The following is a 14,771-nucleotide window of genomic DNA, read 5'->3' on the forward strand; positions in this document are numbered from 1 at the left end:
ATACCCGATATTCGATGCGCAGTCCCAATTGGTTGTTCCTCGTCTTGCTCTTGTTGCTGGCTGGCCTGCAGTACCGCCTATGGGTAGGTAATGGCAGCTTTGCGCAGGTAAAAGACCTGACCCAGCAAATTGCCGACCAGCACGCCGAGAACGAACGCCTGCTGGAGCGCAACCGCGTCCTCGATGCCGAAGTGCTTGAGCTGAAAAAGGGTACCGAGACCGTTGAAGAGCGGGCCCGTCATGAGTTGGGCATGGTCAAGGAGGGTGAAACCCTCTACCAGTTGGCCCAATGAGTTACCGTTTGCCGGCCTTCTGGGCCGTGATACCTGCCGCGGGCGTCGGTGCCCGTATGGCCGCGGACCGTCCCAAGCAATACTTGCAATTGGGCGGGCGCACTATTCTCGAACACAGCCTTGGCTGTTTTCTCGACCATCCCAGCCTCAAGGGGTTGGTGGTCAGTCTTGCTGCTGATGATCCGTATTGGCCCGACCTGGCGTGTGCCGCTGACCCGCGTATCCAACGTGCGGACGGTGGTTCGGAGCGCTCGGGTTCGGTGCTCAATGCACTGCTGCAACTCAATGCCCTGGGCGCCGGCGATGACGATTGGGTGTTGGTGCATGACGCGGCGCGGCCTAACCTGAGCCGTGATGACCTCGACAAGTTGCTGGCCGAATTGGCGGACGATCCGGTGGGCGGCCTGCTGGCGGTGCCGGCCCGCGATACCCTCAAGCGCGTCGACAAGCAGGGGCGGGTGGTGGAAACCGTCGACCGCAGCTTGATCTGGCAAGCCTATACGCCGCAGATGTTCCGCCTCGGTGCCTTGCACCGCGCATTGGCTGACAGCCTGGTGGCCGATGCGGTGATCACTGATGAAGCCTCGGCCATGGAATGGTCCGGGCAGGCGCCGCGCTTGATCGAAGGGCGCTCGGACAATATCAAGGTGACCCGGCCGGAAGACCTGGAGTGGCTGCGGTTGCGGTGGGCGAATCGTCGTTAATCAACCGCTGTACTCCGGCCGTTCGGCCAAGCCCTCTTTCAAGAAATCCACCAACTTCCTGACCTTTGGCGACAAATGTCGCTGCTGCGGATACAGCGCCCACACCGCCGTATTCGGCGGCTGATGCGCCTCCAGCAGCGACACCAGCGCGCCGCTGTGCAGATGCTCCAGCACGTAATAGTCCGGCAGTTGGCACAGCCCCACCCCTTGCAGCGCCGCATCCAGCACCGCTTGCCCACTGTTGCAGCGCCAGTTTCCCTGTACCCGTTGGGAAAATTCGCGCCCGTCCTGGGCCAGCTGCCAAATATCCGAGCTGCCGATCAGGCAGTTATGTCGACTCAATTCCGACAAGCTATGGGGCCGTCCATATCGGGCCAGGTAGGACGGCGACGCGCACAGGTACATACGCCGAGGTGCGAGGCGGCTGGCAACCATGCGCGAATCCTGCAAGCGTCCCAGGCGAATCGCCAGGTCAAGGCCTTCGTGCACCAGGTCCAGTTGGCGGTTGCTCAATTCGATATCCACCCGCAATTGCGGGTACAGGCCCATGAACCGCGTCACCAGCGGCACGATGAAACGCTCGCCATAGGCCACCGCGCAGGTCATGCGCAACATGCCTTTCGGTTCGCTGGTGAGGTCGCCCACGGCGCGCAGGGCTTCTTCGCGGCCGTCCTGCAGGCGTTGGCAATGTTGCAAAAATGTCTGACCTGCTTCGGTCAGGGTCACCTTACGCGTACTGCGATACAGCAACCGCGTTTGCAGGCGCTCTTCCAAGCGTGCCACCTGGCGGCTGATGTGGGACGAAGACACACCCAGCCGCTCGGCGGCTGCCGTGAATTGGCTGCATTCGGCGACGGCGACAAATTCATCGATGCCTTCCCAACGGTTTTCCAGCACGTTGATTATCCCTGTACGGCAATAAAGTTTTGCTTTCGCCTGGATTATTAATCAACGAGCCATGTTTTACACTCACCGCCTCAGTTTTTAACCCGATGGAGAAACCCGGATGATCAAGTCCCGCGCTGCCGTTGCCTTTGAAGCCAAGAAACCCCTCGAGATCGTGGAAGTCGACGTGGCCATGCCCAAGGCGGGCGAAGTGCTGTTGCGTGTGGTCGCCTCCGGGGTTTGTCATACCGACGCCTACACCCTGTCCGGCGCTGACCCGGAAGGCATCTTCCCCTCCATCCTTGGCCATGAAGGCGGTGCGGTGGTCGAAGCCATCGGCGAGGGCGTGACTTCGGTGGCGGTGGGCGACCATGTGATCCCGCTGTACACCCCGGAATGCGGCAAGTGCAAGTTCTGCCTCTCGGGTAAGACCAACCTGTGCCAGGCCATTCGTTCCACCCAGGGCAAAGGCCTGATGCCGGATGGCACCACGCGTTTTTCCTACAAGGGTCAGCCGATTTTCCACTACATGGGCACCTCGACGTTCTCCGAGTACACCGTGCTGCCAGAAATTTCCGTCGCCAAGATTCCCAAAGAAGCGCCGCTGGAGAAGGTCTGCCTGCTCGGCTGTGGCGTCACCACCGGCATCGGTGCGGTGCTCAACACCGCCAAGGTCAAGCCGGGCGACACCGTGGCCATCTTCGGTCTCGGCGGTATCGGCCTGTCGGCCGTGATCGGTGCGGTCAAGGCTAAGGCCGGCCGTATCATTGCGATTGACATCAACCCGGCCAAGTTCGAGATCGCCAAGCAACTGGGCGCCACCGACTGCATCAACCCGAAAGACTATGACCGCCCGATCCAGGACGTGATTGTCGATTTGACTGATGGCGGCGTGGACTTTTCCTTCGAGTGCATCGGCAACGTGCAACTGATGCGTGCCGCGCTCGAGTGTTGCCACAAGGGGTGGGGCGAGTCGGTGATCATCGGCGTTGCCGGTGCCGGCCAGGAAATCTCCACCCGCCCATTCCAGCTGGTGACCGGTCGTGTCTGGCGTGGCTCGGCGTTCGGTGGCGTACGCGGCCGTACCGAGTTGCCAAGCTACGTGGAAATGGCCCAGACCGGCGAGATTCCGCTGGACACGTTCATCACCCACACCATGGGCCTGGAAGACATCAACAAAGCGTTTGACCTGATGCATGAAGGCAAGAGCATTCGTACCGTCATTCACTTCTGAGGTTGCCCATGAGCCTGGAAAACCTGTCGTGCCAGAAGAGCTTCGGCGGCTGGCATAAACGCTACAAGCATCACTCCGATGTGCTCGGCTGCGACATGACCTTCGCCGTCTACCTGCCGCCGCAAGCGGAGCAGGGCGGCAAGTTGCCGGTGCTGTACTGGCTGTCCGGCCTGACCTGCACCGATGAGAACTTCATGCAGAAAGCCGGTGCCCAGCGCATGGCGGCGGAACTGGGGTTGATCATCGTGGCGCCGGACACCAGCCCGCGTGGGCCAGGTGTACCGGGCGACCCGGACAATGCCTGGGATTTCGGCCTGGGCGCAGGGTTTTACCTGAATGCCACGCAGGAACCGTGGGCCAAGCACTATCGGATGCATGACTACGTGGTGCAGGAGTTGCCGGCATTGGTCGAGGCGCATTTCCCGGCTTCGGACAAACGCGGTATCAGCGGCCACTCCATGGGCGGCCACGGTGCGTTGGTGTGTGCCTTGCGTAACCCCGGGCGCTACCTGTCGGTGTCGGCGTTTTCGCCGATCAATAATCCGATGGATTGTCCGTGGGGCCAGAAAGCCTTCTCCCGTTACCTGGGTGAAGAGCGCGCCAAATGGCGTGAATGGGATGCCTGTGTGCTGATCGGCGAAGCCTCGGAAAAGCTGCCGTTGCTGGTGGACCAGGGCGACCGCGACGATTTCCTTGCCGTGCAACTCAAGCCCGAAGCCTTGCAGCAAGCGGCCAGGGCGGCCAGCCATCCACTGGAACTGCGCCTGCAGCCCGGCTACGACCACAGCTACTTCTTTATCGCCAGCTTCATCGAAGACCATTTGCGACATCATGGTCGTGCTTTGCTCGGTTAATGTGAGGCAAAAGTAGGTAGAATCACGCCCTGAATTAAATCGGGGCGTTTTTTTATGCGTATTGGCCACGGCTACGATGTGCACCGTTTCGCTGAAGGCGATTTCATCACCCTGGGCGGCGTGCGCATTGCACACCACCATGGGTTGCTGGCTCATTCCGACGGCGACGTTGTCCTGCATGCCTTGAGCGATGCCTTGCTCGGCGCGGCGGCGCTGGGCGATATCGGCAAGCACTTTCCGGATACCGATCCCACCTTCAAGGGCGCGGACAGCCGTGTCCTGCTGCGCCATGTGGTCGGCCTGATCCATGCCAAGGGCTGGAAGGTCGGCAATGTCGATAACACCATCGTGGCCCAGGCGCCGAAAATGGCCCCGCATATCGAATCCATGCGCGCACTGATTGCCGCAGACCTGCAAATTGAATTGGATCAAGTCAACGTGAAAGCCACCACCACCGAAAAGCTCGGGTTCACCGGTCGTGAAGAGGGCATCGCGGTGCACTCCGTCGCCTTGTTGCTGCGCGCATGAACGACCTGCAACTGCTGGGCCCGCGTGCCTATGGCGAGGCCCTGGGCAGCGCGGTCCTGAAGGCCACGGCTGAAGATTTCCAGGTCGACGAAGTACTCGATATTCCGCTCACCGGCGAAGGCGAGCACCTGTGGTTGTGGGTTGAGAAGCGCGGGCTCAATACTGAGGAAGCCGCGCGGCGTATCGCCAAGGCGGCTGGCGTACCGTTGCGCACTGTCAGCTATGCCGGGCTCAAGGACCGCCAGGCGTTGACCCGCCAGTGGTTCAGCGTTCAACTGCCGGGCAAGGCCGATCCGGACATGAGCGGTGCGGAAAACGACACCCTCAGGATTCTGAAAACCGCCCGCCACAAGCGCAAGCTGCAGCGCGGCGCGCATTCGGCCAACGGCTTTACCTTGCGCCTGACCCAATTGGCCGGTGATACCGCCGCCATCGACGCGCGACTGCAATTGATTGCCCAGCACGGCATCCCCAACTATTTCGGCACCCAGCGTTTTGGCCACAACGGTGGCAATGTCGTCGACGCCCGCGAATGGGCCGCGCGCAAGGCCTTGCCGGAGCAACGCAATGTGCGTTCGCGGTTGTTGTCCACCGCGCGTAGCTTCCTTTTCAACAAAATATTGGCGGCACGTGTCGCCGACGGTTCCTGGCAGCGCGCGCAAGTGGGTGATCTGCTGGCGTTTACCGACAGCCGCAGCTTTTTTCCGGCGGGGGAGGCTGAGTGCAGCGACCCGCGCCTGGCGATCCTGGACCTGCACCCCACCGGCCCGCAGTGGGGCGAGGGTGATTCTCCGGCGACAGGTGCCACGTTTGAGTTGGAGCAGGCGGTTGCCGCCGGTGAAGCCGACCTGCGTGATTGGCTGGTGAGTGCCGGCATGAGCCAGGAACGTCGCATTCTGCGGCTGCCCATTGGCGGGTTGACGTGGCATTATCCCGGGCCTGACATTCTGCAATTGGAATTCGTCCTGCCGGCCGGATGCTTCGCCACTGTCTTGGTGCGCGAGCTTGTTGATCTGGTGCCGGTGGGGCAGACGGACAGCCCATGCGTATTCTGATATCAAACGATGATGGTGCCACCGCACCCGGCCTTGCCGCGCTCTATGCTGCGCTGCAGGATTACGCCGAGTGCGTGGTGGTTGCCCCCGACCAGGACAAGAGCGGCGCCAGCAGTTCGCTGACGCTCGACCGTCCGCTGCACCCGCAGGTTCTGGCCAATGGCTTTATCAGTGTGAACGGCACCCCCACCGACTGCGTGCACCTGGCGATCAACAGTTTGTTGGACCAGGAGCCGGACCTGGTGGTGTCAGGCATCAACCTCGGCGCCAACCTGGGCGACGACGTGCTGTATTCCGGCACGGTGGCGGCGGCGCTTGAAGGACGCTTCCTCGGCCGCACCTCGTTTGCGTTTTCGTTGGCATCGCGTCAACTGGACAACCTGCCCACCGCGGCCTATTTCGCGCGCAAGCTGGTGGAGGCCCATGGCGCCCTGGACCTGCCGCCGCGCACGGTGCTCAACGTCAACATTCCCAATTTGCCCCTCGACCACATTCGCGGTATCCAGCTTACGCGCCTGGGCCATCGCGCCCGCGCGGCAGCGCCGTTGAAGGTCGTCGACCCGCGTGGCAAGGAAGGCTACTGGATCGCGGCAGCGGGCGATGCCGAAGACGGTGGCCCAGGCACGGACTTTCACGCGGTGATGCAAGGCTATGTGTCGATTACCCCGTTGCAACTTGATCGCACCTTCAGTGATGCCTTCAGTAGTCTCGATGGCTGGCTGGAGGGGCTGCGCTGATGGCTCGTGAACAAGACGACCTGCTGCGCCGGGGCATCGGGATGACCTCCCAGCGCACCCGTGAGCGTTTGATCCAGCGCCTGTACGAAGAGGGGCTTTCCAACGCCCAGGTGTTGGAAGTGATCCGGCGTACGCCTCGGCACCTCTTTGTCGATGAAGCCTTGGCCCATCGTGCCTACGAAGACACGGCATTGCCCATCGGCCATAACCAGACCATCTCCCAGCCTTATATGGTTGCGCGCATGAGCGAGCTGCTGCTGGCGGCGGGGCCGTTGGACAAGGTGCTGGAGATTGGCACCGGTTCCGGCTACCAGACGGCGGTGTTGTCGCAACTGGTGGAGCGGGTGTTCTCGGTGGAGCGCATCAAGGTGCTGCAGGATCGCGCCAAGGAACGCCTGGTGGAGCTGAACCTGCGCAACGTGGTATTCCGCTGGGGCGATGGTTGGGAAGGTTGGCCGGCGCTGGCGCCCTACAACGGGATTATCGTCACTGCCGTGGCCACCGATGTGCCGCAGGCGCTGCTCGATCAACTGGCCCCGGGTGGGCGGCTGGTCATTCCGGTGGGTTCCGGTGAAGTGCAACAATTGATGCTTATTGTCCGTGAAGACGACGGTTTTTCCCGGCATGTACTCGGCGCCGTGCGTTTCGTGCCGTTGCTCAATGGCCCGCTGGCCTGATCATTTTTCGCGGGCAGTGAATTCTGTTGGTGAGGATGTGTCTTACGGCGGGGTCTATCAAGTCAACATGATAGGCGGGGCGATTCAACGCGCTGAATGATTCGTTTCAGTCGCGTGACGGTAAAACTTCAATGCCCAGTTATACTTGCGTCATATTTCAAGCCTGATACAGGCATTCATGTTCAGCCACCACAAAGGGAGCGGCGGGTGAGTCTCACAGGTCTTGCGCAGCGTATGAGTAAAACAAGTTTTCAGCGACTGGTGCTTGGCCTTGTCTTTGGTTCCCTTCTGGTAGGGTGTTCCAGCTCGCCAAGCAGCGGTGCACGGGTCGTTGACCGCAATAACGCTGCACCACAAAAGCCGACGGTGACCACCGGGCAATATGTCGTGCGCAAGGGCGACACCTTGTTCTCGATTGCCTTCCGTTATGGCTGGGACTACAAGGCCCTCGCAGCCCGTAACAATATTCCTGTGCCCTACACGATACATCCGGGTCAGACGATTCGCTTTGACGGTCGCACCGGTTCTACCCCTACGGCAGTTGTGACAAACACCGGATCTTCGCCGTCGTCTTCGAGCAAAACCACCATCATTACCCGGCCTGCGGGTACCGCTTCGCCGAGTGCTGCGAACAAGCCGGCACCCGCGCCGTTGCCCCCCGCAGGGCCTGCGCCGACCGGTTGGGGATGGCCCTCAAATGGAGTGTTAATTGGAAAATTCTCTTCAAACGGCAGTTTGAATAAAGGCATTGATATTGCCGGGGATTTGGGACAGCCTGTTTTAGCTGCGTCTGATGGGACGGTGGTGTACGCCGGGAGTGGTTTGCGGGGCTACGGCGAGCTGGTCATCATCAAACACAGCGATACCTACGTCAGTGCTTACGGCCACAACCGTAGGCTGTTGGTTCGGGAGGGGCAGCAGGTCAAAGTCGGACAGACAATTGCCGAAATGGGATCAACTGGTACAGACCGGGTGAAACTGCACTTTGAGATTCGCCGTCAAGGGAAGCCTGTAGATCCACTGCAATTCCTACCCCGTCGTTGATATGTTGCACAGCCTGTTCCTCACGTAGAAGGAACAGGCTCCAGCGTTGCCAAGGATAAAGGCGTCGCTTGAGCTTGAGGTCGAACTCACCAAAGGACTATAACAATGGCTCTCAGTAAAGAAGCGCCGGAGTTTGACATCGACGATGAGGTTCTCCTTATGGAGACCGGCATCGCTACGGAATCGATGTCGAATGAGGGACCTGCTGTACCTTCAGTTCGCACCAAATCCAAGAACTCCACCGCGTTAAAGCAACACAAATACATTGATTACACGCGGGCGCTCGATGCAACCCAGCTGTACCTCAATGAAATCGGCTTTTCCCCTCTGCTGACTCCCGAAGAAGAAGTCCATTTTGCGCGCTTGTCGCAAAAGGGTGATCCGGCTGGGCGCAAGCGCATGATTGAAAGCAACCTGCGCCTGGTGGTGAAAATCGCCCGACGCTACGTCAATCGTGGACTGTCCTTGTTGGACCTGATCGAGGAGGGCAACCTGGGCTTGATCCGGGCGGTGGAGAAGTTCGATCCTGAGCGGGGCTTCCGCTTCTCGACCTATGCCACCTGGTGGATTCGCCAGACCATCGAACGGGCGATCATGAATCAGACCCGCACGATCCGGTTGCCGATCCATGTGGTCAAGGAGCTCAACGTCTACCTGCGGGCGGCACGTGAGCTCACTCAAAAACTCGATCATGAACCCTCGCCCGAAGAAATCGCCAACCTGCTGGAAAAACCGGTAGGAGAGGTCAAGCGCATGCTGGGTCTTAACGAGCGTGTGTCTTCGGTCGACGTCTCGCTGGGTCCGGATTCGGATAAAACCCTGCTGGACACCCTGACGGATGATCGTCCTACGGATCCCTGCGAGTTGCTGCAGGACGATGATCTTTCCCAAAGCATTGACCAGTGGCTGTCGGAGCTCACGGACAAGCAGCGTGAGGTGGTGATACGCCGCTTCGGCCTGCGTGGCCATGAGAGCAGCACGCTGGAGGACGTAGGCCTGGAGATTGGCCTGACCCGTGAGCGGGTGCGGCAGATCCAGGTGGAAGGGCTCAAGCGCTTGCGCGAGATCCTGGAGAAGAATGGCTTGTCGAGTGAGTCGTTGTTTCAATAACGACGCCGCTTGAGTGCTTGAATGTGGGAGGGGGCTTGCCCCGATAGTGGTCTGTCAGTCAATGCAAGTATCGACTGCTAAACCGCCATCGGGGGCAAGCCCCCTCCCACATTTTTTGCGCACGACATTTATTCATGTATGCCAAATCCCAGGCATAAAAAAACCCCGCTTTTAAGGGCGGGGTCTTTTCGACTGAGTCAGTACAAGTTAGATAACTTGAACTTCTTCAGCTTGCATGCCTTTCTGACCGCGGGTAGCGATGAAAGAAACCTGTTGGCCTTCTTTCAGGCTTTTGAAGCCGTCGGATTGGATAGCTTTGAAGTGAACGAACAGGTCGTCACCGGATTGTGGAGTGATGAAGCCGAAGCCTTTTTCATCGTTGAACCACTTAACGGTACCAGTTTGGCGATTAGACATGGTGTATCTCCTTGGACAAAGTTAACTGCGACTCAGGAAAAGCCCTGGCCGAGACTGAGTGCAAAGAGCAGGAAAAATTCTTGGAGATGGTTGGATCGAAATTCAACATATCGTGTAGAGATTCTCAGTGACACAAGCAGCACAGTGGCGCCACCTTAACCCTTTTTCCGGAACGTGCCAATGGTATTTCCGAAGGTTTCTCTATTTTCGTGACTGGCGGTGGTATTTACACACACCGGTTGCGGCAACGCGGGTCCCGGCCCCGCTGGCTGCGCCTTATGGCAGCCGGTGCGTTCATCAAGAAAAGCCCGACGCCCTTTGAACCCCAACGCCGGCCCCGGTAAGATGCCCCACAGAATTTTTCCACCTCGCTATTCAGGACACCCGCCATGAGCATCAAATCGGACAAGTGGATTCGCCGCATGGCGCAAGAGCACGGCATGATCGAACCGTTCGTCGAGCGCCAGATTCGTGGCGAAGGCGATGACCGTGTGATCTCGTACGGCGTTTCCAGCTACGGCTACGATGTGCGCTGCGCCGACGAGTTCAAGGTGTTCACCAACATCAACTCGGCGATCGTCGATCCGAAGAACTTCGACGAAAAGAGCTTCGTCGATGTGAAAAGCGACGTGTGCATTATCCCGCCGAACTCCTTTGCCCTGGCACGCACCGTGGAATTCTTCCGTATTCCCCGCGACGTGCTGACCATCTGCCTGGGTAAAAGCACCTACGCGCGCTGCGGCATTATCGTCAACGTGACCCCACTTGAGCCTGAGTGGGAAGGCCACGTGACCCTGGAGTTCTCCAACACCACCACTCTGCCGGCGAAGATCTACGCCAATGAAGGCGTGGCGCAGATGCTGTTCCTGCAGTCTGACGAGGCCTGTGAAGTGTCCTACAAAGACCGCGCCGGCAAGTACCAGGGCCAGCGTGGCGTCACCCTGCCACGCGCTTGATCGAAAGGTCCTACGCGTAAAGGGAATTAGTCCGCAGAAAGTGACTCTATTGGGTGTACTGCCTCGGTGCGTGCAAAACGCACCGAGCCACGCTTGAGGAGTGCCTTATGAAGATTGACCCGCGAATCAGCGCAGAACTTGCCCGGCTTGAACCCAACCAGATTGGCGTTCTGGCCTGGTCCCTGATGGCTGATCCCGCCTATGCAGGCGGCATCCCCGGCCAACCCGATGAAGATTGGCCACAGCAGCCCACCGAGCCCGGTGAGCCGACCCTTCCGGACGAGCCGCCTCCCGCACCGGTCGCCTGATACCCGCAAGGCCGGTCAGCGAACCTGCCACACCTGGTGATCGCCGATGACAAAGATTCGGCGGTCATTGTCCTGCTCCACCGTATGCCCCCCGGTAAACGCCCCAAACGCCGGCAGCAGGCTGACGCGTGTGCCGAATTGGAAACACGGCAGGCGCAGGCTCTGCCGGCCCTTGCCGCGCAAGCGATAGACCGGGTGCACATGCCCCGCCAGCACATGGTGGCTGGCATGGGCGTGCGGTTCGTGTTGCAGGGCGAAAGGGCCCATCAATAGGGGCTCCGGGACCACTTCGATGTTCAAGTCAGCCGGTGGGTCGCCTGCGCGTTTATCGTGATTACCGCGAATCAAGGTCATCGACAGGTCGCAATGACGTGCTCGCCAGGCTCTCAAGGCGCTGAGGGTGCCGCTGGCGTGGGAGCCGGGCCCGTGGAGGAAATCGCCGAGAAAGATCACCTGGGCGCACGGCACAGCCGCCAACAGCCGATCCAGGCGCTGCAGGTTCTCGGTGGTGGTGCCTTGCGGTACCGGCTGGCCCAGGCTGCGATAGGCCGATGCCTTGCCAAAGTGTGCATCGGCGATCAGCAGGCACTGGCGCGCGGGCCAGTAGAGCGCCTTATCCGCCAACAGCCACAGCTCTTCGCCCTCCAGCGTCACTGAGCACACCATCAGCGTTTGCCGTTATCGGCGACTTTTTCCAAGTCCTTGACCATCCGCGCAATGCGCTCCGAGAGTTTTTCCGAACTCATGCTTTCGCGCATCCGTTCTACCAGCAGTGGGAAGGCCAGGGGCGTAGGACGTTCGATCCTATGCACGTCCAGTGTCAGCGCCGAGAGGCGAAGCAAGGTCTCTTCCAACCGACGAATATCCAATTCGTCGCGCAGGACTTCTTCCCCCGCCTGGGCCAGCAACAGGTTTTGCGGGTCATATTGCTTGAACACTTCAAAGAACAACCCGCTGGATGCCTGCACCTGCCGCGTGCTTTTCGGCGCGCCGGGGTAACCGGCAAACACCAGCCCGGCGATACGCGCAATCTCGCGAAAGCGGCGCAGGGCGAGTTCCCCGGCGTTCAGGCTGGCTGCTACGTCTGCCAGCAACTGCTTCGGGCTCAGCAGCGCCCCATTCAGCAAGCGTGGCCAATCCACCTCGGTGGCGCTGAGCAACTCCAAACCATAATCGTTGACGGCAATCGAGAAGGTCACAGGCTGCTGCTGGCTGATCCGCCAGGCCAGCAGACTCGCCAGCCCCAGGTGCACCTGGCGGCCGGCAAACGGGTAGAGGAACAGGTGCCAGCCCTCCCGCGATTTCAAGGCTTCAGCCAGCAAGTGTTCGCGTGTCGGCAAGCCGGACCAGCGCAACTGTGTCTGCAGCAGGGTTTGCACAGCCCGCATTTCCGGCCCCTCGTAGACCCCGTGCGCGGCCGCATCGAAGCGCTCCACCACGGCTTGGGCCAGCTCGTTGGAAAGGGGCATGCGCCCGCCATTCCAGCGGGGTACGGCAGCTTTTTTGGCGCTGCTGCGGCGCACATAGGCGGTCATGTTTTCCACCCGCACCAGTTCCAGCAGGCGACCGGCAAACAGGAAACCATCACCCGGCTTGAGGCGTGCGATAAAACCTTCCTCGACACTGCCCAGGTTCTTGCCACCGCCGCCTTTGCTCCAGAATTTCAGCTGGATGCTGGCGTCACTGACAATGGTGCCCACGCTCATGCGATGGCGGCGCGCAAGCCGGGCATCCGGGACGCGCCAGATGCCGTGCTCGTCCGGCTCAACGCGGCGGTAATCCGGGTAAGCGGTCAGCGATAAGCCGCCATGCCGTACAAAACCCAGGGCCCAGGCCCAATCGGCCTCGCTGAGGTCACGATAGGCCCAAGCGCCACGGACCTCCGCCAGCAGCGCCTGCGGCGTAAAGCCACCGCCGAGGGCCATGCTCACCAAATGTTGTACGAGCACATCCAACGGCTTGTGGGGCGATTCGCGGGTTTCGATGCGCCGCGCTGCAATGGCGTCCTGGGCCGCAGCGGCTTCCACCAGTTCCAGGCTGTGGGTCGGCACCAGGGTCACCCGCGACGGCCGTCCGGGTGCATGGCCGGAGCGCCCGGCGCGTTGCATCAGGCGCGCCACGCCTTTGGCCGAGCCGATTTGCAGCACGCGCTCCACCGGCAAAAAATCCACCCCCAGGTCCAGGCTGGATGTGCACACCACCGCCTTGAGCTGACCGTCTTTCAACGCCCGCTCCACCCAGTCGCGGGTCTCGCGGGCCAGCGAACCATGGTGCAGGGCAATCACCCCGGCCCAATCCGGGCGTGCATCGAGCAGCGCCTGATACCAGATTTCCGACTGCGCCCGCGTGTTGGTAAACACCAGGCAACTGCTGCTGGCGTCGACCTCGGCCACCACCTGCGGCAGCATCTTCAAGCCGATATGCCCAGCCCACGGAAACCGCTCGGCGATGGGCGGCAGCAAGGTGTCGACGTGCAACTGCTTGGCCGTTTGTCCCTGCACATTAATCCCGTCCCCTTGTGGGACCAGCACTTCCAGGGCGTGGGACTGGTTACCGAGGGTGGCCGAAATGCCCCACACCATCAGTTCGGGATGCCAACGCCGCAGCCGCGCCAACGCCAGCTGCAACTGCACGCCGCGTTTGTTGCCGATCAGCTCATGCCATTCATCCACCACCACCATGCGCAGGTGCGCCAGGCTCGTTTCGCTGTCGGCGCGGGCGAGCATCAGGGTCAGGCTTTCCGGGGTGGTGACCAGGGCGGTGGGCTGGCGTCGGGTTTGCCGGGCACGCTCGCTGCTGCTGGTATCGCCGGTGCGCAGGCCGACGCTCCAGGGAATCTGCAAGGCCTCGAGCGGCGCTTCGAGGGCGCGTGCGGTGTCGGCGGCCAACGCACGCATGGGCGTGATCCACAGCACGGTCAGTGGCTCAGCCAGCGGTTTGCGTTTACCGGTGGGAGGCGGCCGGGTGATCGCGAAACGGTTGAGGGCGGCAAACCACAGGGCGTAGGTTTTGCCGGCGCCGGTGCTGGCGTGCAGCAAGCCCGAGCGGCCGTCCTTGACCGCCGTCCATACGTCTTTCTGGAAAGCGAACGGCTTCCAGCCTTTGGCGGCAAACCACGTTTTGGCGAAGTCGAGGGGTTTTGCCATGGGGCCGCGAACGCTCTGGAGGGTCTATTCCACAGACCCTCCAGGCGTCGCAAAGGTTTACTTCAAATTGCCGCTCAGGAACTGTTGCAGGCGCTCGCTCTTCGGATTGCCCAGCACATCCTCCGGCGCGCCTTGCTCTTCCACCAGGCCCTTGTGCAGGAACAGCACCTGGCTGGATACCTTGCGCGCAAAGCTCATTTCGTGGGTCACCATGATCATGGTGCGGCCTTCCTCGGCCAGGCCCTGGATCACCTTCAACACTTCACCCACCAGCTCCGGGTCGAGGGCCGAGGTGGGTTCGTCGAACAGCATCACTTCCGGCTCCATGGCCAGGGCGCGAGCGATGGCCACCCGTTGTTGCTGGCCACCGGACAGGAACGCCGGGTATTGGTCCGCCACCCGTGCCGGTAAACCCACCTTGTCCAGGTAGCGACGGGCGCGGTCTTCGGCGTCCTTTTTGCTGCAACCCAGCACCCGGCGCGGGGCCATGGTGATGTTTTCCAGCACGCTCATATGGCTCCACAGGTTGAAATGCTGGAACACCATCGCCAGTCGCGTGCGCAGGCGCTGCAGTTCGGCATCGTCGGCCACGCGCATGCCGTGGCGGTCGCTGACCATGCGGATCGGCTGGCCGTCGAGGGTCATGGCGCCGTCGTTGGGGGTTTCCAGGAAGTTGATGCAACGCAAAAAGGTGCTTTTGCCCGAGCCGCTGGCGCCGATCAGGCTGATCACATCACCGGTCCTGGCCTTGAGCGAGACGCCTTTGAGCACCTCATTGTCGCCATAGCTTTTATGCAGGCCTTCAACGGTCAATTTGTACATG

The 14,771-nt window shown here is 60.9% G+C and carries 17 protein-coding genes; 12 read left to right on the forward strand and 5 right to left on the reverse strand.

Translation table 11 applies throughout. The features are described from left to right. Positions 1–14: 14 nt before the first annotated feature. Together ftsB and ispD are read left to right on the forward strand one after the other, a co-directional pair. On the forward strand, positions 15–293 hold the full coding sequence (gene ftsB / locus J3D60_RS28080; protein ID WP_003172294.1) for a cell division protein FtsB: 279 nt from the start codon (positions 15–17) through the stop codon (positions 291–293). Next, complete coding sequence (gene ispD / locus J3D60_RS28085; RefSeq protein WP_065938782.1) at positions 290–997, forward strand: 2-C-methyl-D-erythritol 4-phosphate cytidylyltransferase; 708 nt, start codon at positions 290–292, stop codon at positions 995–997. The genes ftsB and ispD overlap by 4 nt, the downstream gene beginning before the upstream one ends. Here ispD and J3D60_RS28090 read toward each other — a convergent pair whose 3' ends face one another. Next, positions 998–1,894 carry a LysR substrate-binding domain-containing protein gene (locus J3D60_RS28090; protein WP_027604462.1) on the reverse strand — a complete coding sequence of 299 codons (897 nt, stop codon included), beginning with the start codon at positions 1,892–1,894 and terminating at the stop codon, positions 998–1,000. A gap of 109 nt (positions 1,895–2,003) precedes the next feature. On the opposite strand from J3D60_RS28090, the gene J3D60_RS28095 reads away from it, so the two are divergent. The 8 genes from J3D60_RS28095 to rpoS all read left to right on the forward strand — a co-directional run bounded on the left by J3D60_RS28095 (position 2,004) and on the right by rpoS (position 9,121). After that, positions 2,004–3,116 (forward strand): S-(hydroxymethyl)glutathione dehydrogenase/class III alcohol dehydrogenase, encoded by a 1,113-nt coding sequence (locus J3D60_RS28095; RefSeq protein WP_065926449.1) that lies wholly within the window; start codon positions 2,004–2,006, stop codon positions 3,114–3,116. A gap of 2 nt (positions 3,117–3,118) precedes the next feature. Beyond that, positions 3,119–3,970, forward strand: a complete 852-nt coding sequence (gene fghA / locus J3D60_RS28100) for an S-formylglutathione hydrolase (RefSeq protein ID WP_175539049.1) — start codon at positions 3,119–3,121, stop codon at positions 3,968–3,970. A gap of 54 nt (positions 3,971–4,024) precedes the next feature. Continuing rightward, positions 4,025–4,498: a 2-C-methyl-D-erythritol 2,4-cyclodiphosphate synthase gene (gene ispF / locus J3D60_RS28105; RefSeq protein WP_012722614.1), complete on the forward strand. Its 474-nt coding sequence runs from the start codon at positions 4,025–4,027 to the stop codon at positions 4,496–4,498. Beyond that, positions 4,495–5,553: a tRNA pseudouridine(13) synthase TruD gene (gene truD, locus J3D60_RS28110; protein WP_253493511.1), complete on the forward strand. Its 1,059-nt coding sequence runs from the start codon at positions 4,495–4,497 to the stop codon at positions 5,551–5,553. Before ispF ends, truD begins: the two co-directional genes overlap by 4 nt. After that, positions 5,541–6,290 carry a 5'/3'-nucleotidase SurE gene (gene surE / locus J3D60_RS28115; RefSeq protein ID WP_027604459.1) on the forward strand — a complete coding sequence of 250 codons (750 nt, stop codon included), beginning with the start codon at positions 5,541–5,543 and terminating at the stop codon, positions 6,288–6,290. Before truD ends, surE begins: the two co-directional genes overlap by 13 nt. A 41-nt stretch (positions 6,291–6,331) precedes the next feature. Continuing rightward, positions 6,332–6,967 (forward strand): protein-L-isoaspartate(D-aspartate) O-methyltransferase, encoded by a 636-nt coding sequence (locus J3D60_RS28120; RefSeq protein ID WP_169899534.1) that lies wholly within the window; start codon positions 6,332–6,334, stop codon positions 6,965–6,967. 207 nt (positions 6,968–7,174) lie between these two features. Further along, positions 7,175–8,011: a peptidoglycan DD-metalloendopeptidase family protein gene (locus tag J3D60_RS28125; RefSeq protein WP_065938784.1), complete on the forward strand. Its 837-nt coding sequence runs from the start codon at positions 7,175–7,177 to the stop codon at positions 8,009–8,011. Positions 8,012–8,116: 105 nt separating this feature from the next. Further along, positions 8,117–9,121: an RNA polymerase sigma factor RpoS gene (gene rpoS / locus J3D60_RS28130; RefSeq protein WP_025855149.1), complete on the forward strand. Its 1,005-nt coding sequence runs from the start codon at positions 8,117–8,119 to the stop codon at positions 9,119–9,121. Between the two features lie 207 nt (positions 9,122–9,328). Here the strand turns inward: rpoS and J3D60_RS28135 are convergent, their stop codons facing one another. Then, positions 9,329–9,538 (reverse strand): cold-shock protein, encoded by a 210-nt coding sequence (locus J3D60_RS28135; RefSeq protein ID WP_002554837.1) that lies wholly within the window; start codon positions 9,536–9,538, stop codon positions 9,329–9,331. 389 nt (positions 9,539–9,927) lie between these two features. On the opposite strand from J3D60_RS28135, the gene dcd reads away from it, so the two are divergent. Both dcd and J3D60_RS28145 read left to right on the forward strand, forming a co-directional pair. Further along, positions 9,928–10,494: a dCTP deaminase gene (dcd, locus tag J3D60_RS28140; protein ID WP_003172320.1), complete on the forward strand. Its 567-nt coding sequence runs from the start codon at positions 9,928–9,930 to the stop codon at positions 10,492–10,494. A gap of 107 nt (positions 10,495–10,601) precedes the next feature. Beyond that, positions 10,602–10,802 carry a hypothetical protein gene (locus J3D60_RS28145; RefSeq protein WP_027604457.1) on the forward strand — a complete coding sequence of 67 codons (201 nt, stop codon included), beginning with the start codon at positions 10,602–10,604 and terminating at the stop codon, positions 10,800–10,802. 15 nt (positions 10,803–10,817) lie between these two features. Here J3D60_RS28145 and pdeM read toward each other — a convergent pair whose 3' ends face one another. From pdeM to J3D60_RS28160, 3 genes are read right to left on the reverse strand one after another with little or no spacing between them, the layout of a single operon-like run. Beyond that, the gene (gene pdeM, locus J3D60_RS28150) at positions 10,818–11,468 is read right to left on the reverse strand and encodes a ligase-associated DNA damage response endonuclease PdeM (protein ID WP_098480263.1); all 651 of its coding nucleotides are present in this window, start codon (positions 11,466–11,468) and stop codon (positions 10,818–10,820) included. Further along, positions 11,468–13,948 carry a ligase-associated DNA damage response DEXH box helicase gene (locus J3D60_RS28155; RefSeq protein WP_253493512.1) on the reverse strand — a complete coding sequence of 827 codons (2,481 nt, stop codon included), beginning with the start codon at positions 13,946–13,948 and terminating at the stop codon, positions 11,468–11,470. The genes pdeM and J3D60_RS28155 overlap by 1 nt, the downstream gene beginning before the upstream one ends. Before the next feature lie 57 nt (positions 13,949–14,005). After that, complete coding sequence (locus J3D60_RS28160) at positions 14,006–14,770, reverse strand: ABC transporter ATP-binding protein (protein WP_016973168.1); 765 nt, start codon at positions 14,768–14,770, stop codon at positions 14,006–14,008. Position 14,771 lies beyond the last annotated feature (1 nt).

Origin of the sequence: Pseudomonas sp. S3E17 (genome assembly GCF_024168685.1) — a bacterium.
GTDB classification, from domain to species: Bacteria; Pseudomonadota; Gammaproteobacteria; order Pseudomonadales; family Pseudomonadaceae; genus Aquipseudomonas; species Aquipseudomonas marginalis.

Coding starts and splice junctions, on each gene's coding strand:
- ftsB (WP_003172294.1), top strand. CDS start 15: ATGCGCAGTCCCAATTGGTTGTTCCTCGTCTTGCTCTTGTTGCTGGCT.
- ispD (WP_065938782.1), top strand. CDS start 290: ATGAGTTACCGTTTGCCGGCCTTCTGGGCCGTGATACCTGCCGCGGGC.
- J3D60_RS28095 (WP_065926449.1), top strand. CDS start 2,004: ATGATCAAGTCCCGCGCTGCCGTTGCCTTTGAAGCCAAGAAACCCCTC.
- ispF (WP_012722614.1), top strand. CDS start 4,025: ATGCGTATTGGCCACGGCTACGATGTGCACCGTTTCGCTGAAGGCGAT.
- truD (WP_253493511.1), top strand. CDS start 4,495: ATGAACGACCTGCAACTGCTGGGCCCGCGTGCCTATGGCGAGGCCCTG.
- surE (WP_027604459.1), top strand. CDS start 5,541: ATGCGTATTCTGATATCAAACGATGATGGTGCCACCGCACCCGGCCTT.
- J3D60_RS28120 (WP_169899534.1), top strand. CDS start 6,332: ATGACCTCCCAGCGCACCCGTGAGCGTTTGATCCAGCGCCTGTACGAA.
- rpoS (WP_025855149.1), top strand. CDS start 8,117: ATGGCTCTCAGTAAAGAAGCGCCGGAGTTTGACATCGACGATGAGGTT.
- J3D60_RS28135 (WP_002554837.1), bottom strand. CDS start 9,538: ATGTCTAATCGCCAAACTGGTACCGTTAAGTGGTTCAACGATGAAAAA.
- dcd (WP_003172320.1), top strand. CDS start 9,928: ATGAGCATCAAATCGGACAAGTGGATTCGCCGCATGGCGCAAGAGCAC.
- J3D60_RS28145 (WP_027604457.1), top strand. CDS start 10,602: ATGAAGATTGACCCGCGAATCAGCGCAGAACTTGCCCGGCTTGAACCC.
- pdeM (WP_098480263.1), bottom strand. CDS start 11,468: ATGGTGTGCTCAGTGACGCTGGAGGGCGAAGAGCTGTGGCTGTTGGCG.
- J3D60_RS28155 (WP_253493512.1), bottom strand. CDS start 13,948: ATGGCAAAACCCCTCGACTTCGCCAAAACGTGGTTTGCCGCCAAAGGC.
- J3D60_RS28160 (WP_016973168.1), bottom strand. CDS start 14,770: ATGTACAAATTGACCGTTGAAGGCCTGCATAAAAGCTATGGCGACAAT.